Origin of the sequence: Exiguobacterium sp. s141 (assembly GCF_018618085.1) — a bacterium.
Classification (GTDB): domain Bacteria; phylum Bacillota; class Bacilli; order Exiguobacteriales; family Exiguobacteriaceae; genus Exiguobacterium; species Exiguobacterium mexicanum_A.
Map to the genome: position 1 here is coordinate 455,516 of NZ_JACSLJ010000001.1, position 24,384 is coordinate 479,899.

General features: G+C 52.0%; 21 protein-coding genes and 1 other annotated feature. Of the genes, 8 read left to right on the forward strand and 13 right to left on the reverse strand.

What is annotated here, in order from left to right; genetic code table 11:
• Positions 1 to 25: 25 nt before the first annotated feature.
• Positions 26 to 3,196: a DNA polymerase III subunit alpha gene (dnaE, locus tag KNP74_RS02375; RefSeq protein ID WP_214763252.1), complete on the reverse strand. Its 3,171-nt coding sequence runs from the start codon at positions 3,194 to 3,196 to the stop codon at positions 26 to 28.
• Positions 3,197 to 3,299: 103 nt separating this feature from the next.
• Here dnaE and KNP74_RS02380 point away from each other — a divergent pair, with 103 nt between their 5' ends.
• The gene (locus KNP74_RS02380; RefSeq protein ID WP_034778236.1) at positions 3,300 to 3,491 is read left to right on the forward strand and encodes a YtzJ family protein; all 192 of its coding nucleotides are present in this window, start codon (positions 3,300 to 3,302) and stop codon (positions 3,489 to 3,491) included.
• Between the two features lie 18 nt (positions 3,492 to 3,509).
• Here the strand turns inward: KNP74_RS02380 and KNP74_RS02385 are convergent, their stop codons facing one another.
• The gene (locus tag KNP74_RS02385) at positions 3,510 to 4,475 is read right to left on the reverse strand and encodes a DHH family phosphoesterase (RefSeq protein WP_214763253.1); all 966 of its coding nucleotides are present in this window, start codon (positions 4,473 to 4,475) and stop codon (positions 3,510 to 3,512) included.
• 77 nt (positions 4,476 to 4,552) lie between these two features.
• Here KNP74_RS02385 and KNP74_RS02390 point away from each other — a divergent pair, with 77 nt between their 5' ends.
• The gene (locus KNP74_RS02390; protein WP_233004412.1) at positions 4,553 to 4,867 is read left to right on the forward strand and encodes a YtpI family protein; all 315 of its coding nucleotides are present in this window, start codon (positions 4,553 to 4,555) and stop codon (positions 4,865 to 4,867) included.
• Positions 4,868 to 4,913: 46 nt separating this feature from the next.
• Here KNP74_RS02390 and KNP74_RS02395 read toward each other — a convergent pair whose 3' ends face one another.
• Positions 4,914 to 6,224 carry a DRTGG domain-containing protein gene (locus KNP74_RS02395; protein ID WP_214763254.1) on the reverse strand — a complete coding sequence of 437 codons (1,311 nt, stop codon included), beginning with the start codon at positions 6,222 to 6,224 and terminating at the stop codon, positions 4,914 to 4,916.
• A gap of 161 nt (positions 6,225 to 6,385) precedes the next feature.
• On the opposite strand from KNP74_RS02395, the gene KNP74_RS02400 reads away from it, so the two are divergent.
• The gene (locus KNP74_RS02400) at positions 6,386 to 7,483 is read left to right on the forward strand and encodes a M24 family metallopeptidase (RefSeq protein WP_138859189.1); all 1,098 of its coding nucleotides are present in this window, start codon (positions 6,386 to 6,388) and stop codon (positions 7,481 to 7,483) included.
• A gap of 44 nt (positions 7,484 to 7,527) precedes the next feature.
• On the opposite strand, the gene KNP74_RS02405 is transcribed toward KNP74_RS02400, so the two are convergent.
• Both KNP74_RS02405 and KNP74_RS02410 read right to left on the reverse strand, forming a co-directional pair.
• Entirely contained in the window at positions 7,528 to 8,250 is a 723-nt protein-coding gene (locus KNP74_RS02405; RefSeq protein WP_138859188.1) for a metallophosphoesterase family protein, read from the reverse strand.
• A 12-nt stretch (positions 8,251 to 8,262) separates the two neighbouring features.
• Positions 8,263 to 8,988 (reverse strand): SDR family oxidoreductase, encoded by a 726-nt coding sequence (locus KNP74_RS02410; protein WP_138859187.1) that lies wholly within the window; start codon positions 8,986 to 8,988, stop codon positions 8,263 to 8,265.
• A 183-nt stretch (positions 8,989 to 9,171) separates the two neighbouring features.
• On the opposite strand from KNP74_RS02410, the gene KNP74_RS02415 reads away from it, so the two are divergent.
• On the forward strand, positions 9,172 to 9,609 hold the full coding sequence (locus KNP74_RS02415) for a universal stress protein (protein WP_021065608.1): 438 nt from the start codon (positions 9,172 to 9,174) through the stop codon (positions 9,607 to 9,609).
• A 52-nt stretch (positions 9,610 to 9,661) separates the two neighbouring features.
• Here the strand turns inward: KNP74_RS02415 and KNP74_RS02420 are convergent, their stop codons facing one another.
• The 4 genes from KNP74_RS02420 to tpx form a co-directional block, all read right to left on the reverse strand.
• Positions 9,662 to 10,258, reverse strand: coding sequence for a 3D domain-containing protein (locus tag KNP74_RS02420; protein ID WP_034778247.1), 597 nt, complete (start codon positions 10,256 to 10,258; stop codon positions 9,662 to 9,664).
• 431 nt (positions 10,259 to 10,689) lie between these two features.
• On the reverse strand, positions 10,690 to 11,901 hold the full coding sequence (locus KNP74_RS02425; protein ID WP_214763255.1) for an acetate kinase: 1,212 nt from the start codon (positions 11,899 to 11,901) through the stop codon (positions 10,690 to 10,692).
• A 126-nt stretch (positions 11,902 to 12,027) separates the two neighbouring features.
• Positions 12,028 to 12,915 (reverse strand): class I SAM-dependent methyltransferase, encoded by an 888-nt coding sequence (locus KNP74_RS02430; protein ID WP_034778248.1) that lies wholly within the window; start codon positions 12,913 to 12,915, stop codon positions 12,028 to 12,030.
• Between the two features lie 99 nt (positions 12,916 to 13,014).
• Positions 13,015 to 13,503, reverse strand: coding sequence for a thiol peroxidase (gene tpx, locus KNP74_RS02435; RefSeq protein WP_131471299.1), 489 nt, complete (start codon positions 13,501 to 13,503; stop codon positions 13,015 to 13,017).
• Between the two features lie 155 nt (positions 13,504 to 13,658).
• Here tpx and KNP74_RS02440 point away from each other — a divergent pair, with 155 nt between their 5' ends.
• Positions 13,659 to 14,477: an NAD kinase gene (locus tag KNP74_RS02440; RefSeq protein ID WP_034778250.1), complete on the forward strand. Its 819-nt coding sequence runs from the start codon at positions 13,659 to 13,661 to the stop codon at positions 14,475 to 14,477.
• Between the two features lie 48 nt (positions 14,478 to 14,525).
• On the opposite strand, the gene KNP74_RS02445 is transcribed toward KNP74_RS02440, so the two are convergent.
• Both KNP74_RS02445 and ezrA read right to left on the reverse strand, forming a co-directional pair.
• Entirely contained in the window at positions 14,526 to 16,106 is a 1,581-nt protein-coding gene (locus KNP74_RS02445; RefSeq protein ID WP_214763256.1) for an amidohydrolase, read from the reverse strand.
• 74 nt (positions 16,107 to 16,180) lie between these two features.
• The gene (gene ezrA, locus KNP74_RS02450; RefSeq protein WP_214763257.1) at positions 16,181 to 17,911 is read right to left on the reverse strand and encodes a septation ring formation regulator EzrA; all 1,731 of its coding nucleotides are present in this window, start codon (positions 17,909 to 17,911) and stop codon (positions 16,181 to 16,183) included.
• 237 nt (positions 17,912 to 18,148) lie between these two features.
• Here ezrA and KNP74_RS02455 point away from each other — a divergent pair, with 237 nt between their 5' ends.
• The gene (locus tag KNP74_RS02455) at positions 18,149 to 18,631 is read left to right on the forward strand and encodes a GAF domain-containing protein (RefSeq protein WP_138859180.1); all 483 of its coding nucleotides are present in this window, start codon (positions 18,149 to 18,151) and stop codon (positions 18,629 to 18,631) included.
• Positions 18,632 to 18,854: 223 nt separating this feature from the next.
• Complete coding sequence (rpsD, locus tag KNP74_RS02460; RefSeq protein ID WP_029595169.1) at positions 18,855 to 19,454, forward strand: 30S ribosomal protein S4; 600 nt, start codon at positions 18,855 to 18,857, stop codon at positions 19,452 to 19,454.
• A 44-nt stretch (positions 19,455 to 19,498) separates the two neighbouring features.
• Here rpsD and KNP74_RS02465 read toward each other — a convergent pair whose 3' ends face one another.
• Both KNP74_RS02465 and tyrS read right to left on the reverse strand, forming a co-directional pair.
• Positions 19,499 to 20,122 (reverse strand): GTP pyrophosphokinase, encoded by a 624-nt coding sequence (locus KNP74_RS02465; RefSeq protein WP_214763258.1) that lies wholly within the window; start codon positions 20,120 to 20,122, stop codon positions 19,499 to 19,501.
• A gap of 106 nt (positions 20,123 to 20,228) precedes the next feature.
• Positions 20,229 to 21,476, reverse strand: coding sequence for a tyrosine--tRNA ligase (gene tyrS, locus KNP74_RS02470; RefSeq protein ID WP_214763259.1), 1,248 nt, complete (start codon positions 21,474 to 21,476; stop codon positions 20,229 to 20,231).
• Between the two features lie 47 nt (positions 21,477 to 21,523).
• Positions 21,524 to 21,721: a binding site (T-box leader), on the reverse strand.
• A 168-nt stretch (positions 21,722 to 21,889) separates the two neighbouring features.
• Between tyrS and KNP74_RS02475 the strand changes: the two genes are divergently transcribed.
• A complete protein-coding gene (locus KNP74_RS02475) occupies positions 21,890 to 24,367 on the forward strand; it encodes a transglycosylase domain-containing protein (RefSeq protein ID WP_214763260.1) in 2,478 nt (825 codons plus the stop codon).
• Positions 24,368 to 24,384 lie beyond the last annotated feature (17 nt).

The following is a 24,384-nucleotide window of genomic DNA, read 5'->3' on the forward strand; positions in this document are numbered from 1 at the left end:
CCAATTAATCAGATTATACCACTTTTTATGACTTGGTACTAGTTTTCGTACCGGGCAATTTCGAGTCGACCCGCTTCAACACGACATCCGTTTCACCAAACCGTTGTTTCAACGCCAAGAGCAATGACTCCGTCGGATTGACCGCATACGCCGAGGCAAGTTGCTTCACTTCCTTTGAATCCGAGAACCGACAAATAACCGGCACATCCCCTTTGGACGTATGGAGCAACTCTTCGAGGTCCGCGAACGACTCCAAGCGCAGACGGACAAAGAGCGCTTGTCCATGGAGCGGCCGGACCCGCTCGACGACGAGTTGACGCCGTCCGTCCCGTTCATTTGGATGAACCTCGAGCAAGAGGACGTTCCCGACGTAAAGCGAGCGCGAAAATTGCGCGAACACCCGTGGGAAGATGACGACCTCATCTTGCGACACACCGTCATCGACCATGACGACACCCATCTCTTCGTTCTTCTTCGTCTTGAACGTACGAATCGCGTCCACATAGACGACGATGAATCCGCGTTCGCCATGGAGCACTTCATCAATCGTCACCGTCTCGATCGAGAGCGGCGCGACCGTCGTCAATGGCGAATGGACGATCCACGTCCCGAGCGCCTCTCGTTCTTCCTCGGACCAATTCGGCTCAATCGGCGCGGATCGTTTTAATCCGAGCGCGGACAATTCGTCCGGGAGCAGATGCGTCTCCGTCTCCTCGCGAAGCCGTTCGACCGCTTCAAAGGCACGTCGACGCTCACCGTGGTACATCCGATCCAACGCCCCAGCACCGAGCAGGCGTCGCAGTTTCATATGGTCTTTCGTTCCCCAGTCCATGAGTTCAAGCAGACGCTTCACATCCGTGAACTCGGCATGATGCTCAATCAACCGCTCGACATCGCGTTTCGTCAACCCTTGGACCGCCTTCAGTCCGAGACGCACGCCGGGCCCTTCTAAAAAGGCGGCGGCTTGTCCGTGCAGAACGTCGGGCGGATAGACAGGGATTTTTCCTTTCCGCAACATGCGGACGAGCTGATTCGTCTTGTCGTACGTCACGAGGTAGAAGATTCGTTCAAAGTGCGCCTTCACATAAGCTAGACGGTAACTGATCAAACTGTAGGCGACGGCGTGGGAACGGTTGAAGCCGTAACCAGCGAACTTCTCGATCCACGAGAACACTTGCCGCATCGAGTCACTGTCGAACCGCTCCGACGAACGTTCTAAGAAGCGGGCTTTCTCGACGTCAATCGCTGCCACGTCTTTTTTAGCGATGGCGCGGCGTATCAAATCCGCCTCGGCGTATGAATACCCGGCAAGCTCCCGCAACAAGCGCATGACTTGTTCCTGATAGACGAGCACGCCGTTCGTCGTCCGCATGATGTCGCCGACGACCGGATGGACCGCTTGATAAGGCATCCCATGCTTGCGCTTCGCATACGTATCGATGAACTGCATCGGCCCCGGACGATAGAGCGACATCGTGACAACGATATCCTCGAACTCGGTCGGCTTCACTTGCCGAAGCGCTTGTTTCATCCCTTCCGACTCAAATTGGAAAATCCCATCCGTGTCACCCCGGGCGAGCACGCGGAACGTCTTGGCGTCATTCAATGGGATCGTCTTCAGCGAAAACAGTTCATCCGTCTCCCGAATCAGCGCCTCCATCTGCCGGAGCCTCGTCAAGTTGCGCAGGCCGAGCAAATCGATTTTCAACAGACCGAGCGCTTCGAGATCCTTCATATTATATTGGGTCACTTGCTCCCCTGTCGTCGGCTGCAACGGTGTGATCGCATCAAGTGCCTCCCGGCTGAGCACAAGGCCGGCCGCATGGACCGAAGCTTGGCGCGGTAACCCTTCCAACTCGGAGGCGATTTTCAAGAGCTGCGAGCGCTTTTGACTGCCGGCGAACCATTTCACTTTCGAAGGGTTGGCCAAAATCCCGGCCAGCCCGTCATCTTTTACTTGTTTGCTGGCCGCTTGTCCTTCTTCAAGCGTCAGACCGAGCGCCCGCGCGACATCCCGTAACGCCGCCTTTGCACCGAACGTGGCGAGCGTACCGATTTGGGCCGCATGATTTTCACCATACTTCTCCAACACGTAGCGAACGACCTCATCGCGTCGTTCATCCTCGAAGTCCAAGTCGATATCCGGCATCGTGATTCGTTCCGGATTCAAAAATCGTTCGAACAAGAGACCGAACCGGACTGGGTCGACCTCGGTGATGTGAAGCGCGAAACTGACGAGCGACCCGGCCGCGGAACCACGACCCGGACCGACCTCGATCCCTTGTTCCTTCGCATAGCGAACGATATCCTCGACGATGAGGAAGTAAGAGGCGAAACCCGTCCGCGCGATGATATCGAGTTCATAGCGGGCCCGTTCGATATAATCTTCTTGGAATAGGTCGAGCGCCTTTAAGCGGTCGGCAACGAGTCGCTTCAACCGGTCGATGGCACCTTCGAATTCTGGGATGGATGTTGTCGCTTGCGGCAACCGAGTGACGGACACGAGAGATTCGAATCGGTCGAGTGCCTCGAGTTCGATCGGTTCAAACCAATCGTTCATCTCACTCGGTAGGCGGACGTATTTCCCTTTCTGGTGAACGTCTTCTTGCGAGATGAGCTCTCCTTCGCCGATGGCGACGATGGCACGATACGCCTCGAAATCTTCTGGGCGCATGTAACACGTCTCGGGGGCCGGCACGAGCTTCGTGCCGAGCTCCTCCCGCATCTCGCGGAGCTGTCTGAGCATCAACGTCTGCTCCGTCGTTTGGGGCGCCGGCAATCCGAGCCATAGTTTCTCCTCGTTCACGTAACCGAGCAGATGGTTATACAAGCGCCTGCGGTGAACTGGGTCGTTCGTCTTCCAATTCTCCGGTAAGACGACTACCGCCAGTTCGGTCGTCTCGGTCACTCCATCGGCCTGCACAAGGCGATACAGTTCCGGCAACTGCTCCTCGGTCAACGCGTATACGAGGACAGACACGTCAAACCCGTCCATCCGCAACGTGGTCCGCAACCCGATGACAGGTTTGACCGCATAGCGTTCGCACAATCGGACGAACTGCGGCAAGCCGTATAATGCATCGTCAGCGAGCGCGACGGCCCGACTCCCTCTCTCAGCCATCAGCGCGACGTATTGTTCAAGTCGAATCGTGCTCTGCATCAAACTAAAAGCCGATCGTACATTCAAGTGGATCACAAGATCCCCCCTTTCTTTTTTTCACAATTGTCAAACTCATTCCGGCACTTGTCTGATACAATAATTATAGACAAAACTTCTCCTAAAAGGGGGTATAAACCGTATGATTATTAATCGGGGCAAAATCGCACGTGACAAGCTCGAAAATTTACAGAACGGCCAGACCGTCTTCGCCGATAGCCCGGAGATTATCGACCGACTCCGCCGCTATATCGCCGAGTATCAACTCGACGTCGTCGAGGACGTGACCGACCGCGGCACATGGTTCATCCCACAAGATCAGGACAAAAGCTGAAGAGAGCTGACCAACGGGTCAGCTCTCTTCTGTTTCGAACGTGAACGGTGCCGCGACTTCATCAAGTGCCGCGATCACTTCGTCCATCTCTTCCCATGTATCGATCGTGGCACCGGCTGCCATCGGATGGCCGCCACCGCGATAGCGTTTCGCCACTTCATTGATAACCGGCCCTTTCGAACGGATTCGCACCCGAATCTCATCTTTGTTCTCGACGAACATGACCCAGCACTTCAATCCTTCGAGTCCTGAGAAACTGTTGACGAGCAACGATGCCGCTTCCGGTGTCGCGTGGAACGTCCGCAAGACGTCCGCATCGATTTTGACGTAGCCGACACCCGCTTCTGTCACGTTGACGTTTTGAAGCACATAGCCTTGGAGTTGTAACGTCGCCAAGTTCGTCTTATACATTTGACGATACAACCGATTCGTATCGATGCCGTAGTTGATCAATTCGGCGGCGACCTCAAACGTGCGCGGCGTCGCATTGCGGAACTGGAACCGTCCCGTGTCGCCGACAATCCCGGCGAACAATAAGAATGCGGACGCCTCGTCAAGGGCAAGCCCCCAGATTCCCGCAAGTTCAGCAATCATCTCCGACGTCGAACTGACCGTCGTGTCGACGATTTGATGGGTCGCATACGCGTCCTCATCAGGGTGGTGATCGATTTTGACGACCGTCTTGCCTGTCAAGGCGTGCGCCCCATCGATTCGTTCGTGGTTAGCCGTGTCGAGCACGATGACGAGCGCGTCTTTGTACATGTCGGCTTCAACATGCTCCATCTTGCCTAAAAATTCTAAGTCGTGGACGATGCCGCCGACGACGTAAATCCGTTTTTCCGGATAAGCGACCTCTAACATCCGCTTCAACCCTAGCTGACTGCCGAGCGCGTCAGGGTCAGGACGGACGTGTCGGTGGATCATGATCGTATCCGCCGCTTCAATCAATTTCAATATCGTTGCTGCCTCTGGCCAGTGTGCCATCGCCATTCCTCGCTTTCTTGAACACTATTCTATGGTATGATGATAACAGATTACACGTCTGAAAGGGGTTTCTTCACTTGGGTCAATTAATTATGATCGGACTCATTTTGTTTTCGTTAGGTGCCTATTTCGTTTCTAAACGACGCGCCTATTTGACGAAGACACCATACCGGAAAGCGCTCTTTAACACGCAAGCGCTCATCTGGTTGAGCCTGTTCCTCGCACTTTTCGCCGTCAACCAAATGATCGGCGGCCTCGGGCTCGGCTCGACGATCGGTTGGATCGTCAGCATCGCCATGCTCGTCCTAGGGCTAGGCAATGCCGTCGTCGGGTTCATCCGGTACCGTAAAATCTATCCGCTCGCGAACGAAGAGCCGATCAAACAAGCATAAGGGCAGACAGAAACGAGCTGATGACATCATCAGCTCGTTTTTTTAGTTAACGGTCGATCAATTGCGCCGTAACGAGCGCTTTGGCAACGAGTTGCGTGCCTTGCGTCATCTCGACGTCGACTTTCCCGAACTTCCGGCCAAGGTCGAACACATTGGCCGAGACTCGGATTTGGCTCTCGATTTGAATCGGTTTCATGAAATAGACCGTGATATTCTCGACGACGAGGTCGCCTTTTTTCATATGACGCAGACTCCGGGTCGCCCCTTCGACAAGTAACGTCGTCAAGACACCTGACGACGCCGTCCCCATGTGGCTCGTCATTTGCGGCGCGACCTCGACGGTGAACGCGGTCCCGTTCGAGTTCGGATCTTCTTTCAATTGGTTCGTGATCATATTGTCGAACGTCTCGCCGACTTGCGGTTGGCGGTTGGCGAGTTGGAGCGCCTTCAAGACGTCTTGGCGGCTGATGATTCCGAGCAGACGGCCGTAGTTGTCGACAACCGGCAACATCTCGATACCTTCCCATACCATTTGATGGGCGGCATTGGTGACGCTTGTCTGAACGCCGACCGTGATCGGGCTCTTCGTCATCACTTTCTCGATTTCGGTGTCATGCGGGCGGTCAATCAAGTCTTTCGCCGTGATGACCCCGACGACTTTCATCTGTTCGTCGATGACGGGATAGCGATTATGTTTCGTCCGTTCATTGAGCTCGTGCCAACGTTTGACCGTATCGTCCACTTTTAAATAGAACGTGTCGTGGAGCGGAATGACGATATCCGATACGAGTAGAATCTCTTTTTTGATTAAACGGTCATAGATGGCACGGTTGATCATCGTCGCGACGGTGAAACTATCATAGGAAGTCGAGATGACCGGCATGTGGTATTTATCCGCCATCCGCTTCACTTCGTCGGTCGTATCGAATCCACCTGTGATCAAGACGGCACCGCCAGACTGGAGCACGAGCTCATGCGCCTTTTCCCGGTTTCCGATGATGACGAGCGAGTCGACATCGATGTAACGCATCATCGCTTCGAGCTTCATCGCCCCGATGACGAACTTCGAGAGCGTCTTATGCAGCCCGTCACGGCCGCCGAGCACTTGTCCGTCCACGATATTGACGACTTCAACGAACGTCAGTTTTTCGATATTCTCTTTGTGCTTACGTTTGATCCGGATCGTCCCGACCCGTTCGATCGTCGACACAAATCCTAAGTTCTCTGCTTCTTTGATGGCCCGATACGCCGTTCCTTCTGATACCGCCAACTCTTTTGCGATTTGGCGGACCGAAATTTTGGACCCGACATCGAGCGACTCGATATGTGCTATGATCTGTTCATGTTTTGTTGTCATGTCACGAGTCCCTTTCCTCAATACATTTTCTGTCATCCTCAGTATACTGTATCAGTCGTTCTTCTTCAAACTGTACTACTGAAATGGTGACATTTCCTTTCCGTTTTGGAAAACGTTATAATGAGAAAGAACGCCAATGAACGAGAAGGAAGGGAAACGAGTTGAATCAACGAACCAACCATATTGCACAATCTTTGGCCACGAAAGGGTTAGACGCCGCTTTCGTCACATCGAAAGCATCGGTCTTCTACTTTTCAGGAGTATACGCCGAGGCTCATGAGCGGCTCATCGCCATTCTTGTCTTGAAGAACGGTACGACCGCGATCGTCTGTCCAGCACTTGAAAAAGGAATCGTCGAAGCGAGCGAGTGGAACGGCGATATCGTCACGTACATGGATCATGAAAACCCATGGGACAAAGTCGTCAAACTGTTCCTCGACCAACAGATCATCCCCGAGCGAATCGGAGTAGAAGGCGAGCATTTGACGTACAATCGCGCCGAGCAACTCCGCGCCGGTTTCGCGGGACTGTCAATCATCGACTTGACGGAAGAGTTGCAGGCACTTCGCATGATCAAGTCACCGGACGAGGTCCGCTTGATGAAGCGCGCCGCCGAACTCGCCGATATGGCGATCGAGGCAGGGATTCGCGCATTGCGTGAAGGCGTGACCGAGCTCGAGGTCATCGCGGAAATCGAGTATGCGATGAAGAAGCACGGCGTCCGGGAGATGTCGTTCGACACACTTGTGTTGTTCGGTGAGAATAGCGCCGACCCGCACGGTGTACCCGGCAACAATCGCTTGAAGAAAGGCGATTTCGCTTTGTTCGACCTCGGTGTCATTTGGCAAGGATACGCCTCTGACATCACTCGCACCGTCGTCTATGGAGAAGCGAGCACGAAACAACGAGAGATTTACGAGACCGTCCTCAAGGCCGAAGAAGCTGCGATCGAGATGGCGAACGTCGGGACGACGCTCGGCTCGATCGATATCGCGGCCCGTCAAGTCATCACGACGGCCGGCTACGGGGAATACTTCACGCATCGTGTCGGACACGGTATCGGCATCGAAGTACACGAATTCCCGTCAATGGCCGCCAATAACGACATGACGGCCCAAGTCGGGATGACGTTCACCGTCGAACCGGGGATTTATCTCCCTGGCGTCGGCGGCGTCCGCATCGAGGACGACATCGTCATGACCGAGAGTGGCCCGATTCTGTTGACGAGTTATCCGAAAACGCTCCAAGAAATCGATTGAGTCACAAAGAAAGACCAGCCGTGCGCGGCTGGTCTTTTTCACGGTCAATAAAAGAGTCGGAACATGACGTCTCGTTGTGGCACGTCACGGCGTTCCATCGTCTCAAGGAACGAGCGTTTGTCATACGGCACGGCTTGTGGGTGAATCGAGAAGCCGGCCTCACCCCACTCGAGGATGCCGTAACGGGCCAAGTCGTCACGGGCGACACCGAGCGCTCCCGGATTGAAATAATGTTTCACGTCATCCCGAAACATGTGCTCCGGATGATGATGCCCGAAGCAGATGACATCCGCCTCATACGCCGCGTAAAGCGACTGCATGTTCGAAAGTGTCGCCTCGACGATGTCGTGGAACGGTTCCTCTGTGATCGGCGTCTCCCGTTTCTCGGTCGGGATATGGTAATGGATGCCGTATACGCGAGTCCCTTCGACAACACGTTCAATCGTGCGCGGCAGCTTGAAGAGCGCCTCCGCATAGGCAGGTTTCAACGTACGCGCCACCCACTCATGATGCGGGCGCGTGTGTGCGTAGCTTTCGGGATGCCCTGTCCCAGCCATGAGCGACAACACGGCCTCGTCATGGTTGCCCGTAATCATGTGCACGCCGCGGTCGAGCAGTCGCGCCATCACTTCGTTCGAATCGGGTCCCATCGCAATCATGTCCCCTAAACTCCAGATTTGATCGATCCCTTGCCGGTCCAGTTCGGCAAGCACCGCATCGAGCGCTTGGACGTTGCCATGGATATCGGTCAATATGGCCAACTTCATGCAGACCCCTCCTTATTTCCGGTATTGATGGACGACGTTGACACCGCCGGTCACATCAATGACAGCACCCGTGACCATGTCAGAATCGTGAGCGAGCAAGAACAGAATCATTCGCGCGATATCTTCACCTGTCCCGTGACGGCCGACCGGTGTCTGGTCATCCGGTTCGGCCGCTTCGATTCGCATCTCTTTTTGTGCCCCGACAATATTGCCTGGATTGATCATATTGGCCGTGATGCCGTAGGCCGCCTCTTCAAGCGCGACCGATTTCGTCAAACTGACAAGTCCCGTTTTCGCTGCCGCGAACGCCGACCGGTGAATCCAGCCTGGTGCCGTCGCACTTTCCGGGAAGCCGTACGTGATGATGCGGCCGAACTGTTTCGACCGCATGCTCGGGATGGCTCGGCGCATCAACCAAAACGAGGCTGACAAGTTACCCGTGATCACCTCGTCCCATTCCTCGTCAGACAAGTCGACGAGACATTTCCGTTCAAAGATATATGGCCCGGCATTCAAGATGAGCGCATCCGGTTCTCCGAACTTGGCCACCGCCTCTTCATAGGCACTCAAGACGGCCTGGCGGTCCGTCAACGGCGTCTCGATCATATGTAACCGCTCGTGGTTCCAATCGATCGGCTTCCGTTGCAATACGCTGACGTGCCAACCTTCTTCTAACAGACGTTCCGTCACAATGCGGCCGATCCCTTTCGCACCGGCCGTGATGACTACGTGTTTCATCGTCATCCCTCCTCTGTATCATCTTACCCGTTCCGTCTGCTCATTTCCAAACTTCAACCTGTTCAGTGAGAAAGTTGTGAATCTTTCACACATTTCTGAAAGAACCGGGCGTGAATTTAGGCAGAAGTGGTATACTATACATGTAAGCCGCACGTACATTTCAAGCGAAAGGTTGGGATTTACATGGCAATTGTCTACAAACATATTCTATCTGCCGTCGACGGCTCGAAAGAGGCGGAACGCGCATTTGAAACAGCAATCGACGTCGCCCTTCGAAACGATGGCAAGCTGTATATCGGTCACGTCATCGATACACGGACGTTCGCCACGGTCGAAGCATATGACCGGACGATTACCGAGCGTGCTGAAACGTATGCGAAGGAATTGCTCGAGGACTACGTCAATCGCGCGAAAGAACGTGGTGTCAAAGAAGTCGAGACGGTCATCGAGTACGGCTCTCCGAAAGTGACGATCGCTAAAAAAATCGCACCGAATCACGACATTGACCTCATCATCTGTGGAGCGACCGGCTTGAACGCCGTCGAACGCTTCTTCATCGGTAGCGTCTCTGAAAGCATCGTTCGCTATTCGAAGTGTGACGTTCTCATCGTCCGCCAATAACATGATTCACAAAAGGGCCATCGCAAATGCGATGGCCCTTTCGTATGCCTGATTATAATACTTTGACAGTTACTGTCTTACGACCGAAGTTGAGGGCCGCACTTTGTGAGTACATCAAGATGTCGATTTTGTTGCCTTTGATGGCGCCGCCTGTATCGGCCGCTGTGTATGTGCCCATCAACTTCCCGCCGACGTACACTTGTACTTTCTTACCGAGCGGGATGACGCGCGGATCGACAGCGACGACGTTGCGTTTTTGGGCCCGGACGTTCCAGCCTAATGCCGTCACACCTGAACACCCTTTGCAATACGGTGTGTAAGCCGATGCGTTCATCGTATATGTTTTCACACTAGCCTTCGCGACCGTCTTTTTCACGGTGCGTAAGTATTTAGTAGCGATCCAACCTGCTTTTCCTTTGTAGTTGACGCGAATCCAAGCCCCTTTTGAGCCGGTACGCTGTAATTGTTGTCCTTTGTTGATCTTGCCGATGACTTTTCCGTTGAGTGAACCTGCCGAGCGGACGTTCAATCCGTTGACTTGGCTTTGAACGTAAACTTTTGAAGATGCCTCAACTTGTTGTTGTTGTGGTAAGAGCATAGCGAGTGTCATGACCGTCAGTAGTAAGACCGTTCCAATTTTTTTGAGCATGTGGTTTGTCCTCTCCTAGTCGGTTTGTGAGTTGTAAGTTCATGGTGTCGAATCTGTGGTGCCGTATTCACTGTCACATTTCGCGTTTATTGCTGAATGTTTCGTCCAGATAACTATATGACGAAACATGACGACGTGCGTTTACAACTAAAATTCATTTGAGTGTCATCAAAGTTACGGTTAGATTACAAAACCGCCATCCTTTAAAGAAAGATGACGGTTTTAATAATAATCTTTAGTTTTTGTCACATTAATTTCCATTTAAAGGAATTAATATATCTTGATTATTACGAAAACCTACTTTTCTTACGTCGAATGTTACAAACGAGATGGATTCATTCGGTCCATTGTCACAATCCCTTCCCTCTTCATCCGTCAAAAGCACTAAAAAAGTCCGTCTCGCAAGGTTGCGGGACGGACTTTGTAATAACTTAAACGTGTGACTCAAAGAGGTTGGCGATGCGTACGGTATCGCGTGCGATGACCAACTCTTCGTTCGTTGGGATGATGATGACTTTGACTGGTGAGTGCGGGTAGTTGATGAACAACTCTTTACCGCGTGCTCCGTTGTTGAGTGATGGATCCCAGTAGACGCCCATGAACTCAAGGCCACGAAGGATGCGCTCACGGATGACGTCAGAGTTTTCTCCGACACCAGCTGTGAAGATGATCGCATCGACACCGTTCATCTCTGCCGCATATTGACCGATATAACCGTGGATGCGGTTCGAGAAGATTTTGAGCGAGACTTCGGCACGGTGGTTGCCTTCAGCAGCAGCTTGCTCGATGTCACGCAAGTCACTCGAGATACCCGAGAGACCGTAGACGCCTGACTCTTTGTTCATGACGTTCAATACATCTTCAGCCGACTTGCCTGTCTTTTGCATCAAGAACGGGATGAGAGCCGGGTCAAGTGATCCTGAACGTGTGCCCATCGTGATTCCTTCGAGTGGCGTGAAGCCCATCGTCGTGTCAATCGAACGACCGCCGGCAACCGCTGCGATTGATGCACCGCTACCGAGGTGGCACGAGATTAAACGAAGGTCTTCAAGCGGACGACCGAGAAGCTCTGCCGCACGTTGCGTGACGTACTTGTGGCTCGTTCCGTGGAAACCGTACTTCCGGACGCCGTGCTCCGTGTAGTACTCGTACGGAAGGCTGTACAAGAAGTTCTCTTCCGGCATCGACTGGTGGAACGCCGTGTCGAAGACCGCGACTTGCGGTACGTTCGGTAAAATCGTTTGGAACGCACGAATCCCCGTTAAGTTTGGCGGGATGTGGAGCGGTCCGAGTTCGACGAACGATTCGATGTTCTTCATGACTTCATCGTCGATGACGACCGAATCCGCGTACAACTCTTTTCCGTGAAGCACACGGTGACCGACGCCTGCGATTTCATCGAACGATCGGATGATATCAAGGTCGATCAATTTTTCGAGCGAGAGCTCGACCGCTTCTTTATGTGAATGAAGCGGCGTGACGATATGGAACTTTTGTCCTTCGCCATATTTAATCGTGAAGATCGCATCTTCTTTTCCGACACGCTCGACGAGCCCGACGGCGAGTATTTTCTCAGATGGCATCTCGAGAAGCTGGAACTTTAATGACGAACTACCTGCGTTGACTGCCATAATTTTTGTCATGTCATACACCTCTTACCTTTCGATTTAAACACGAGTCTTTATCTGTTCTCTTAAAAACCGATAACTGTATCATAATGAAGATACTTGATATGGCATATGTTTTTCAAGTCTTTTGCCCAATAAAAATTATGTTGTTTTAAACCAATCGTCAATCTGTTTCACAATATTGGCAACCGCACGTACGTCCGTGAACGACGGCAATTCGACGAGGAGCGCTTGTTTCGGGCGTTTGACGCCTTCCCCGAGCTTTTGTAACATCAATAGGCTCTTCGCATATCGCTCATCTTTGAACATCGTCGTCGGGAGTTGCAGAACTCCTTTGACGACGGCCTCACGGTCCATCCACTGTTTTAATTTCCCTTCGTCATCCTGTTCAAACAAATTGTTCGGGATGACGAAGATGCCATGCGCGCCCGGTTTCAGGTGGCGCATCGCTTGTTCGATCAACAAGAAGTGGGAATAGGAATGGCCTTCCTCACGTTTTAAGGCGTAGCCTGACGCCACCTCATCGTTCGGATAGTAGCCGATCGGCAAATCGACGAGCGCTAAATCGCTCGGCTCGACGAACAACGGTGCGAGCGCGTCCTGGTGGAAATACGACACCGGTTTCCCGAGTAAGTTACTGATCGCGTAAGACAGACGTAGCATCGTCTCATCGACTTCAACGGCTTGTGCGGTGGCGTCTTTCAATTGTGTCAACACGGCATGCACGAGTGTCCCCGTCCCGCTTCCAAGTTCGAGCACGCTCGCCCCGTCTTTGACGAGCTTCGTTGCCAAGTACCCGATGAACAGGCTGACAGCGTCCGGTGTCGGTTGGTGGTTCGGCGGGAGTGTCGTCGTCTCCTCGAGCACGAGCAGACTGACGGCTTTTCGGACATCATCCGTCTTCTCTTGTTCGACATCGACCCGTTCAAATACTTCAATCAACGCCTCGAGCGGTAACAAATCAAGGTCGGTCGTCAGCTTCTTCGCCTCTTTCTTCCAATCCCGATACAATTGTTCAAATCGTTCCATCTTCGATCATCCTTTCCATACAAAACCGGCCCTCTGATGGAGAGCCGGTCGGTTCACTTCTATTAGTGTAAGCGATTCGTGGTCATTTCGCCAAGCGAATCAGTTCGCTTTATCAAACGCCTCGAGCGCCGCATCGAAATCGACCTCGTCTGTCATCTCATCCATGTACTGGACGTATTGGACCGTACCTTCTGAGTCGATGACGAACACCGAGCGTGCGAGGAGACGGAGCTCTTCCATCAACACGCCGTAAGATTTCGCGAACGATTGGTCGCGGTGGTCCGATAACATGATGACGTTATCGAGTCCCGAGGCCGCACACCAGCGACGTTGTGCGAACGGCAAGTCGTTCGACACAGTCAAGACTGTCCCTCCAAGCGTTGCCGCTTTCTCGTTGAACGCACGCGTTTGTGCATCACAGACGCCTGTATCAATCGACGGGACGACACTAATCAATTTTTTCCCTGGGTATGACGCGAGCGTCACCTCTTCAAGTGCCGTCGTGAGCGCTGTAAAGTCCGGTGCAGCATCTCCGACTTTGACCGGATTCCCTTGCAGTGTAACGGTATTGCCTTTAAATGTTGGCATCGTTTCATCCCCTTTGGTTTGATTTATACTTCTTCATCATATCGATGGTGCCGTCTCGATGACAAACTTCCTGCCTCAGACGGTCTGATTGTGATTTTCCCTATATCGAGCGTCTAAAACGCTGTATAATGAAAGAGACTCAATTGACAAAGGGGATGACATGGATGAGAAACAACGTTTATTTGTACCATCGTAACGTCAACGACTTTACTAAAGAGGTAAAGAAACTAATCGAGATCGGTGAGAAGCATGGCTTCAACGTCGTGAATCGTCCGGAAGACGCCAACATCATCGTCGCCATCGGGGGAGATGGCGCGTTCTTACAGGCCGTCCGTTATACAGGCTTCCGTCAAGACGCCATCTACGTCGGGTTCGGACGCGGATTGAATGAGTTTTATTGCGACTTCGACATACATAAGCTCGACGAAGTCGATCGTTTATTCTCAGATAACTCTGCTCGGATCGAAGCCGGGCTCGAGGTACGGAAATATCCGCTCTTATCGGCTTCAATCAATGAATCGACACCGATGCTTTGTTTGAACGAAGCTTCGATCAAATCGAGTATCATCAAATCACTCGCCATTGAGGTATACATCGACGATCTTCACTTCGAGACGTTCCGCGGCGACGGGATGGTCGTCTCGACGCCGACCGGCTCGACGGCTTATAATAAATCACTCGACGGCGCGATCGTCGACCCGCTCATCCCATGCATGCAAGTGAGCGAAATCGCTTCGGTGAACAATAACCGTTACCGTACACTCGGTTCCTCGTTCATCGTCCATGATTCACGCAAACTGTCGCTTCGCATCGTCGAAGACGGGAACGACTATCCGATCATCGGGATGGATAACGAGGCGCTCAGCCTCAAATATACCGACCGAATCGATATCGAGCTCTCTGACCAAGTCGTCAAAACGGTCAAGTTGAAAAACAACTCGTTCTGGCACAAAGTACAACGCTCATTCTTCTAAACGACAAAAGGCTAGCCGTCCATTTTACTTAGACGGCTAGCCTTTTTATTATGCGTTGACGACGTCGGCCTCATACACCGGCGACCCTTCGACGACCGTCATGACGAGTCGGTTGTCGAGGATGTCGCGCCCGCGAAGTTCGAAGAAGTCTTCTTCCCACACCGTGAACGTGGCGTTATAACTTTGAATCAACAAGCCGTCACGTCCGTGCGTGCCTGTGGCGACACGCGGGGCATACGTGAAGCTACGGAGCGCTTCATACATCGACAGGCGTTCCGTCGGATTGAGCGCGCACGACTCCTCGAACGATTGACGGGTGACGGCACCATACAGGCCTTTTCGCACATCGACCGAAGAAATCGGGGCGTCACTGCCCCCGAGGACGAGCGCTCCCGTGTCGAGCATCGATTTGAAGCGGTAGGCGTTATCGACCCGGTCGTTTCCGAGCCGGTCGAACAACAAGTTCATGTCGTCCGACAAGAAGATCGGCTGCGCATCAATCAATACCGGCAGCGCCTGGATCCGTTTCAACAATGCATCGTTCAAGAGCGAGGCATGGATGATTCGGTCCCGCGTCCCGCGCTTGGCCGGATACTTCTCGAGCAATGTGATGTACTGTTCGGCGGCGGCATCCCCGATGACGTGAGCTGCCACGTTCATACCATACGACCGCGCCTTTTTGACGAGCGCCTCGAGATGGTCTGGACGATGGACCTCGATTCCGCGCTGACCCGGTTCGTCCGTATACGGTTCCGATAAGAGTGCCGTCCGTCCCCCGAACGACCCGTCGACGAACAGTTTCATCGCCCCGAAATCGAAACGTGGTCGTTTCGCGAGCGCATCGTGACGGATTAATTGATCGACGACTTGTTCATGGACGAGCAGATGGGCGTGGAACGGGAGATCTGCTAACACGTCCTCATACGCTTGAATCGTCTCGAGCGGGTCGCCATGATAGAACAGGTCTTCCGTATGGGCGCCGACAATCCCGTGGGCGAAAAGCGAGTCGATGGCCCGGTGGAGTGAGGCGACATTTTTCTCGCGATTCCCCCCCAGTTCTTTATGGAGCAAATCGAGCGCCGCATCGTATAGCACCCCGTTCAGTTTTCCTTCCGCGTCGCGTCCGAGCTTTCCGCCTTCGATGACGGTATGGTGAATCAAGCCAAGTCGTTCCAATCCTTTCGAGTTGACGACGGCGACGTGGCGACAGACCCGCTTCAAGACGACGGGCCGATCTGGGATGACGGCATCAATCATCTCACGCGTCGGCATCTCTCCGAGCAGACGGTCATTGAACCCTTCCGCGACGAGCCAATCGTCACTTCTGTCACTGCCGTCCTTTTGTTTCATCGACTCGAGCAGAGCTTGCAAATCCGTCGTCTCGGTCGCATCGATACGGTCGAGCGCTTCCCCGTATCCGATCAAATGGATGTGCGAGTCGGTGAACGCCGGATAAACGCTCTTCCCTTCAAGGTTCACAATCTGTTTGATCCTTCCGGCGTATGTACGACGAAGGTGGCCTTCCTCACCTAGCTTCAGAATGCGACCGTGCTCGACATACATGGCGCGAGCCTGTTCATGCTCTTTATTCATCGTATAGATCTTTCCGTTTACCCATAGCGTTCCCATCACAAAATTCCTCCTCGATTCAAAAAAGATTGACGTCTACGTTAATTCCCGTTTACGTCAATCTTCATGCATCATTATTTTCGTAATAGCTCTTGTTGCTCCAAACCTTTTTCGACACGCTGACGAATCTCGCGGGCCGCGCCTTCATCGAAGCGCCCGAGGACGCGTTCACCGATTTCGACGGCCGTGCCGTACTCTCCGTGTAAAAATTTGTTCTCGGCGAGCGTCAAGGCGATATGGACCTCGTTGTCACGCCGGCGATAGCGGTTCGCATATTGCAGGAGCTGCTCGGCGTACGTGACTTGGCGTAAGAGCGCTTTGACCCGGTCGCGGAAGTTGTCCATCGTCTCTTCGACGTCGTGGCTGAGTCCGACGATATACGTCATATTGAACGGCGCCTTCTCGAACTGTTCGTCCAACGATTGAACGCCTTTTTGCAATTGGCGCATATCGCTCGTCAAATCCGTCGGGACGACCGGCATGGCGCTCTTCGTAAGGAGTCGGCGATGGGCCGACAATTCCTTCTTCCAAGACTCGAGCTTGTTACGAACCTCGAGCTCTTCTTTACGGAGCGAGTTCGTATTTTCGATGAAGCGTTCATGCATGGCACTAAACTGGTCGAGCGACCGTTTTGCTTCTTGCACTTTCGACTTGATCATGCTGAACGGGATCATTTGGGCGACGAGCGCCTGTTCGATATCGAGCACGTTCGCCGTGAGCGTCGCCCGCTCACGTTCAAGCTGTTCAAATTCTTCACCGACTCGAGCGTTGATCTCATAGTTGCTGACGAGTCGAGTCATCTCTTGATGGAGTCGCGCCATGACTTCGCTCGTCTGGCGGTCACGGTCTTTCACACTCGCGAATTCTTTCTTCACGTATTGGCGCGCGTCGACCTCGGTCCGGAACGCTTCGAACAACTGGTCGATGTCCGAACTGAGCTGTTGCATGTCCATCTCGAAATGATCGAAGTCGAGCTGTTCGATGCGGTCCATAAGAGCCGATCGGCGATCTTCCGCCTGCTCGATTTCTTCCATTAAACCGAGCGGTTCGAGCGCGTAGCCGTCCATTTGCATCTCTTTATGCCCCGAACGCAACTGGTTGAGCTGTTGTTTCAAGTCAACCTGCACCGTGCGGACGAACTGAGGGATGACACTGACGAGTTCACGAATCTTCGTCACTTTCTCAGACAAGACTTGGCCGGCGACGTACGCCTCCGATACTTGGCCTTCTTGCTTCAACGTGATCATCTCGGTCCGTTTTGCTTCCGCTGCCGCAATCTCAGATTCGACGAGTTCATACGTCGGGCCGAACGCACTGTTTTGCGCGACGAGTGTCTTCCGGAATTGGTACAGCTCTTTCTCGTCTTTTTTGACGATATCGAGCAGCGACGAATGATGCTGACTAAACTCATCCATCTCGTCGAGCATGGCGTGTACCATCGACTCGAGCTCTTGAATCAACTGTTCCGTCGCATTCAAATCCGATTTGACTTTGAGGAAGCGATATTTGTCCAAATCTTCTTCGGCATGATAGAGCGCCTCATCGATTTGCCCGGTATGTACACTGACGAGTTCGTCCCATGACTGATGCCAACGCTCGAACTTTTCTTTCGTCTCGCCTTCCATCGGCCACTGTTTGAACTTCTGCAGTTCGGCCGGGACGCTGGCGCTGAGCACGCTTTGTTTGCGCATGTCTAAATCATCAATTTTCTGGTAAAAATTCCTTCGCACGAGCATGCTTCCCAGCATCGCCCCTAATGCGATGACAATAATTCCAATTAAAATTCCATAGATTCCGTAATCCATCTCTGTCACAACCTCCAAGCCGCTTTCGTGGACTTATGTATCTGAATGAATAAATGAAGTATTTTATGAGTATAGATAATACTAATCATATTATAGAACCAATGATTTGCATAGGTTTTCCAACGGTTTAGGGAGAGAATGTTATTTTTCACATGAATCTTTTAAGAAGACAAAATAAAAAAATGCGTGTACCATAATGCTAATCAATCTTGCTTTCATTCATTAGGAGGGAATCCCATGTTCCAAACGACTACTTACTCTGGCGACTTGGCCGCCGGTTACGACCTACTAAACAAACAACTCGCCGCGCTACTCGAAGGCGAGACGAACCGTGTCGCGAACCTTTCAAACGCGAGCGCGTTGCTCAACCAATTCCTCGACCGGATCAACTGGGTCGGCTTCTATTTAACAGAAGGCGAAGACGCCCTTATCCTCGGACCGTTCCAAGGTCTGCCGGCTTGCGTCCATATCGCGTTCGGCAAAGGAGTCTGCGGGACAGCCGCCTCGACGCAAGAGACACAACTCATCGCAGACGTTCATCAGTTCCCGGGCCATATCGCTTGTGACGCGGCTTCGAACTCGGAAATCGTCGTCCCGCTCGTCCGTGACGGTAAGACCATCGGCGTGCTCGATATCGACAGCCCTGAGTTCGACCGCTTCTCGGATGTCGACCGTCAAGGGTTGGAGCAATTCTGTCAGACATTACTTCGCTTCATCTGATTGACAAGCGAATCATTTCGTCGTATACTGATTTTTGTGCATGAAATGACGATAGCAGTCATTGACAGACGTATCCACCTTTCGGGCCTCGACTGAGTCGGAGGAGCATCTCGTAGCTTCGCTATCAAGTGAAGGTGCTTGAACCTATGAAAGGGGCGTCACCAGTCTTTGACACCGTTGTTCTTTTGTGCAAAATACATGAACAACAAGGAGGAGTCCAAACATGGCTCGTTACACAGGTCCAGCTTGGAAACTCTCGCGTCGCTTAGGCATCTCGCTTAGCGAAACGGGTAAAGAATTAGCAAAACGTCCTTACGCACCAGGTCAACACGGAAATGGTCGTCGTAAAATCTCTGAATACGGTCTTCAGCTTCAAGCGAAGCAAGCACTCCGTCACATGTACGGAATCAACGAGAAGCAATTCCGTCGCATCTTCAACGATGCAGGGAAAATGCAAGGTATCCACGGTGAGAACTTCATGTTCTTGCTCGAGTCACGCCTTGACAACCTCGTTTACCGTATGGGTCTCGCTCGCACACGTCGTGGAGCGCGCCAACTCGTCAACCACGGTCACATCCAAGTTGACGGTTCACGTGTAGACATCGCGTCTTACCGTGTAAAACCAGGTCAAGTCATCTCAGTCCGCGAGAAGTCTAAAAACTTCAAAGCAATCGCTGAAGCTCTCGAAGTAGCACCAGCTACAAAAGACTACGTAACATTCGACGCTGAGAAGCTCGAAGGTACATTCGTACGTCTTCCTGAGCGTGCTGAATTGAACGACCAAATCAAAGAGCAACTCATCGTTGAGTACTACTCACGTTAATGCTTTTATCCCCTTCCCTGCTTTGGCAGGAAAGGGGATTTTTTTTACTTTAATATTTGTTCGCGAATCCGGCCCATCTGCGTATCGAGCGAGTCCGCCATCTTGGCCGCTTCGATCAACTCGAGTTTCGACGCCTCTGGGACGACGTGCTGGTATTTATAATGAAGCTTATGCTCCGTCGCCACCCAAAAGTCCATGGCGAGCGTGCGGATTTGAATCTCAGCCGGCACCCAAATGACGCGTTCCGCCAAATAGACTTTCGTCCGGACGATGAGATGCAGGCTCCGATAACCGCTCGGCTTTGGATCTTTGATGTAGTCTTTGATCTCATCGATTTGTAAATCGTCCCGCTTCTTCAAATGATCGAGGATGGCGTAAATGTCATCGCGGAAACTCGTGACAATCCGGACTCCGGCGACGTCGTAAATATTGTCCCAAAGTGCTTCCACTTCAAGTGGGAGCACTTTTTGGTTCATCTTCTTGATAATTGACGGCAACGTCTTCATCCTCGTCTTCACATGTTCGATCGGAGAGTAACCGAGCCGAGTCTGCCAATCGAGGTCGATGATGCCGAGGTCGCTCTCAAGCTCGGTGATCGCCATCTCATAGTAGCGGAACCGTTCCCGCCATTGGTGGAACTGTTCGCCAAAAAACTCTTCAATTTCCATAGGAAAGCCTCCTTATCGTCTGTACTTGCCATCGTATCAGACCGAAACCAATTTGAGATATAAAAAAACGTCCATGTCCGCAACATTTGGGACATGGACGAATGCATCAGACGTGACGGATCACGAAGTATTTTTTCTTGCCTCGGCGGATGACCGTGAACTCACCAAGTGTATCGGCACGTGTCACCGTCTTATCGAGCGCTTGTTCGCGCTCCCCGTTCAAGTAAATCGCCCCGTTTTGAACGTCTTCGCGGGCTTGACGTTTTGATGGCGCAATCTTCGCTTCAACGAGTAGATCGACGAGGTTACGTTCGCCGTCAAGTTCGAACTGAGGCATGCCTTTGAAAGCAGCATCCATATCTTCTGGCTTAAGTGTCTTCAAATCACCGCTGAAGAATGCCGTCGTGATACGGAGCGCTTGCTCGAGACCTGCTTCACCGTGGACGAGTTTCGTCATCTCTTCGGCGAGGCGACGTTGGGCGACACGTTTTTCCGGTGCAGACGCCACTTCGCTTTCAAGCGCCAAGATGTCGTCATGCGACAAGAATGTGAAGTATTTGATGAACTTGATGACGTCGGCGTCGTCGACGTTGATCCAGAACTGGTAGAACTCGTAAGGTGTCGTCTTATCGGCGTCGAGCCAGACCGCACCACCGGCCGTCTTACCGAATTTTTGTCCATCCGACTTCGTCACGAGCGGTACCGTTAAACCGAACGCCTTCTCCGAGTGACCAAAGCGACGAATCAGTTCGAGACCGGCCGTGATGTTGCCCCACTGGTCGCTGCCCCCAACTTGAAGACGGCAGTTCTCATTTTCGTACAACTTCAAGAAGTCGAACGATTGCAAGAGCATGTACGAGAATTCCGTGTACGAGATCCCGTTCTCCAAACGCGAGTCGACCGAGTCTTTGGCGAGCATGTAACTGATTGGGAAGTGTTTGCCGATGTCGCGCAAGAAGTCGATGATTGACAACTCTTCCGTCCACTCGTAGTTGTTGCGGATTGAGATTGGGTTGTCCCCTTCGAGCGGCAAGAAGCGGCTCAATTGGTCTTTGATTCGATCCGAGAATTGTTTGACCGTGTCGAGCGTGTTGAGCGAACGCTCGTCCGAACGTCCTGACGGGTCACCGATCATGCCGGTCGCCCCACCGACGAGCGCGATGACATGGTGCCCCGCCTCTTGGAAACGTTTGAGTGTTAAAATCGGCAGCAAGTGCCCGATGTGGAGCGAGTCCGCCGTCGGGTCGAACCCGGTGTAAAGCGTCGTCGGTTTGTTCAGCTGTTCTTTCAATCCTGCTTCGTCCGTCATTTGGTTGACGAGACCTCGAAATTCTAAATCCTTCAATAATTCCATCTGTTCCACTCCTTCAATTGACATAAAAAACGCCCCTTCTCATATTGAGAAGGGACGGAGATTCCGCGGTACCACCCTAATTGCCACAGCTGTGGCCACTTGTAGCGAGAGATAACGGTCTCGAACCGGCCGAACGGCACGCTCCAAAAGTGTAATTCATCGGCTGACATTGGCTAGTTCACAGCACCCACTAGCTTTCTGGACAAGCGGTCAGTCGACTACTTCGCTTTCTTCATAGCATCTTTGTTTATGGACTATGCTTTACATTTTATAAGTTCCATTTCCAAATTGTCAACCGAGAATATGGAAACTTGCATCCGGTAGTCGATTCGGGGTAAGGTCAGGAAGGACTTGTGCTATAATCGTATATATTACTGTCAAAAATAGTTTTACACCATATTAAGGAGGCTGTCATGCTGCAAAAGATTCGAGACACATGGAACCAACCAAAGTCCTTGAAAGCCCGCCGTTATGCCAATGTATTTTACGATGTATCGTGGAACGTACTGCTCCTAACGATTATATCGGTCGTTCTCATTGGATTTTTAGGCGCCGGGATCGGAGCGGGTTATTTCGCTTCCCTCGTCAAGGATATGCCGGCACCCGCATATAAGACGATGACGTCGCAAATCAACACGTACTCATCGACTTCTGACATTTATTTTGGAAGCGGTGAACGCATCGGAAACTATACGACGGATGAAGTCCGCGTTCCCGTCGCCGTCGAGAAAGTCTCTCCGTTCGTCGTCGACGCGTTACTCGCCACAGAGGACGTCGAGTTTTACGAACACGATGGTGTCGTGCCGAAAGCGACGCTCCGTGCCATCTTACAGGAAGCGACCGGATCGGAAGACCGGACCGGCGGTTCTACGCTCACCCAACAGCTCATCAAAAACCAAATGCTGACGAACGAAGTGTCGTTCGAACGAAAAGCGAAAGAAATTTTACTCGCCCTTCGCCTCGAGAAAGCAATGAACAAAGATGAGATCTTGAACGCGTACTTGAACGTCGTCTCATTCGGACGAAACTCGATGGGACGCAACATCTCAGGGATTGAAGCAGCCGCTCGAGGTGTCTTCAATACATCGGCTGAGAAGTTGACGTTGCCACAAGCCGCTTTCCTCGCCGGGATCCCGAAAAACCCGTTCCTGTATACACCGTATTATCAAGGTGGTGTCATTAAAGAGGACGTGTCACCGGCCATCAATCGGATGAAAACAGTACTCAACCGGATGTACGTTGCTGGGAAAATCACAAAAGAAGACTATGACGCTGCATACAACTATGACATCACAAAAGACTTCATGAAGACGCAATCGAAGCCGCGTGATCGCTATCCGTATGTTGTGCAAGAAGCTGAACTTCAAGCAAGACAAATTGTCACGAACTACTTGCTCGAACAGGACGGCATCGTCTTGGCAGATTTAAAAACGAAAGAACAAAATGAAATTAGAACAACTTACGCCAAACGCGCCCACAATATGCTGCGCCAGGGCGGATTCAAGATTCATATGACGCTTGATAAAAAAGTTCACGAGGCAATGCAACAACCCGCTAAAAATGCCAATAACTTTGATAAAGACCAATACATCAAAGAAGAAGATCGCACGTTGCCTGAACAGACGGCGTCTATCATGATCGAGAATAAAACCGGACGTATCCTAGGTTTCGTCGGCGGTCGCTATATTAACGGGAAGACCGACGAAGTGAACCGCGCCATGCGTATGGAACGTCAAATCGGGTCGACAGCAAAACCGATCTTGGTTTATGCCAATGCGATTGAAGCACGGATGATTACGCCCGAAACGACGATTTTAGATGAAGAATACTTCTACCGATTCACCGGTCCTGGTCAACCGAAAAAAGAAGTTGAAAACGAGAGTAGAACGCACAGCGGCCCAGTAACGGCTCGCGAAGCGCTGAAACGTTCCCTTAACGTTCCGGCTGTTAAGATCTACGAAGAACGGAACCAAAAACCGGCCGACACGCAAAAACTTGTCGACATGGGCATCGAAGTGTCGGAAGCGAACCGAAACGCTTCATCGATGGCATTAGGGGTCGGAGAAGTCAGCCCGGTCAACTTGGCCGCGTCTTATGCAATGCTCGCGAACTATGGGGAGCATGTGGAACCATACTTTATCGAACGCATTGAATATAACGGTGAAACTATCTTTGAGAAACAACCGAAAAAGACGCGCATCTATACCGATCGTACGTCTTACCTCGTCATCGACATGCTACGTGACGTCTATACGTCAGGAACAGCGACGTACGCTCGATCACTCTTGAACGTCCCTGGCGATTGGATGGGTAAATCTGGTACGACGAACGACCGACGCGACTCGTATTTGGTCGGCTCGAATCCGAACGTCACGCTTGCTGTGTGGTCTGGTTTTGACTCACAATTCGGTGAAATGCAAAACAGTTATGAAGTAGGTCAGTATTATCAACGGACGCAACGGATCTGGTCACAGACGGCCAACCGCGTATACGCCGACAATCCTGAAGTCTTCAACACTGGGGCGCGCTTCAACCAACCTTCTAGCGTTTCTGCCGCTGACTTCAAAGATTCTGGCTCATTCTCTGAGAAGAAGAAAGTCGAAGAGAGGAAGAAGGAAGAGGAAGCCAAGAAGAAAGCCGAAGAAGAGGCGAAGAAGAAAGAAGAAGCTGAAGAGAAGAAACAAGAGGCTGAAGAAAAACAAGAAGCTGACGCTGCTGCGAAAGAAAAGGCAGATGCTGAGGCTAAAGCGAAAGCTGAAGCGGAAGCGAAGAAAAAAGCTGAAGCCGACAAGAAGAAAGCTGAAGAAGAAGCTAAAAAGAAAGCCGAGGCTGAGAAAAAGGCTGAGGAAGATAAGAAGAAAGAAGACGCCGAAGCTGCAGACGGCGCCTAAACCGACAAGAAAGGTCG

What these genes read in the sequence shown, in the direction of transcription:
- KNP74_RS02380 (WP_034778236.1), top strand. Translation starts at nt 3,300, where the DNA reads ATGATTATTAATCGGGGCAAAATCGCACGTGACAAGCTCGAAAATTTA.
- KNP74_RS02385 (WP_214763253.1), bottom strand. Translation starts at nt 4,475, where the DNA reads ATGGCACACTGGCCAGAGGCAGCAACGATATTGAAATTGATTGAAGCG.
- KNP74_RS02395 (WP_214763254.1), bottom strand. Translation starts at nt 6,224, where the DNA reads ATGACAACAAAACATGAACAGATCATAGCACATATCGAGTCGCTCGAT.
- KNP74_RS02405 (WP_138859188.1), bottom strand. Translation starts at nt 8,250, where the DNA reads ATGAAGTTGGCCATATTGACCGATATCCATGGCAACGTCCAAGCGCTC.
- KNP74_RS02410 (WP_138859187.1), bottom strand. Translation starts at nt 8,988, where the DNA reads ATGAAACACGTAGTCATCACGGCCGGTGCGAAAGGGATCGGCCGCATT.
- KNP74_RS02415 (WP_021065608.1), top strand. Translation starts at nt 9,172, where the DNA reads ATGGCAATTGTCTACAAACATATTCTATCTGCCGTCGACGGCTCGAAA.
- KNP74_RS02420 (WP_034778247.1), bottom strand. Translation starts at nt 10,258, where the DNA reads ATGCTCAAAAAAATTGGAACGGTCTTACTACTGACGGTCATGACACTC.
- KNP74_RS02425 (WP_214763255.1), bottom strand. Translation starts at nt 11,901, where the DNA reads ATGACAAAAATTATGGCAGTCAACGCAGGTAGTTCGTCATTAAAGTTC.
- KNP74_RS02430 (WP_034778248.1), bottom strand. Translation starts at nt 12,915, where the DNA reads ATGGAACGATTTGAACAATTGTATCGGGATTGGAAGAAAGAGGCGAAG.
- tpx (WP_131471299.1), bottom strand. Translation starts at nt 13,503, where the DNA reads ATGCCAACATTTAAAGGCAATACCGTTACACTGCAAGGGAATCCGGTC.
- KNP74_RS02440 (WP_034778250.1), top strand. Translation starts at nt 13,659, where the DNA reads ATGACATGGATGAGAAACAACGTTTATTTGTACCATCGTAACGTCAAC.
- KNP74_RS02445 (WP_214763256.1), bottom strand. Translation starts at nt 16,106, where the DNA reads ATGGGAACGCTATGGGTAAACGGAAAGATCTATACGATGAATAAAGAG.
- ezrA (WP_214763257.1), bottom strand. Translation starts at nt 17,911, where the DNA reads ATGGATTACGGAATCTATGGAATTTTAATTGGAATTATTGTCATCGCA.
- KNP74_RS02455 (WP_138859180.1), top strand. Translation starts at nt 18,149, where the DNA reads ATGTTCCAAACGACTACTTACTCTGGCGACTTGGCCGCCGGTTACGAC.
- rpsD (WP_029595169.1), top strand. Translation starts at nt 18,855, where the DNA reads ATGGCTCGTTACACAGGTCCAGCTTGGAAACTCTCGCGTCGCTTAGGC.
- KNP74_RS02465 (WP_214763258.1), bottom strand. Translation starts at nt 20,122, where the DNA reads ATGGAAATTGAAGAGTTTTTTGGCGAACAGTTCCACCAATGGCGGGAA.
- tyrS (WP_214763259.1), bottom strand. Translation starts at nt 21,476, where the DNA reads ATGGAATTATTGAAGGATTTAGAATTTCGAGGTCTCGTCAACCAAATG.
- KNP74_RS02475 (WP_214763260.1), top strand. Translation starts at nt 21,890, where the DNA reads ATGCTGCAAAAGATTCGAGACACATGGAACCAACCAAAGTCCTTGAAA.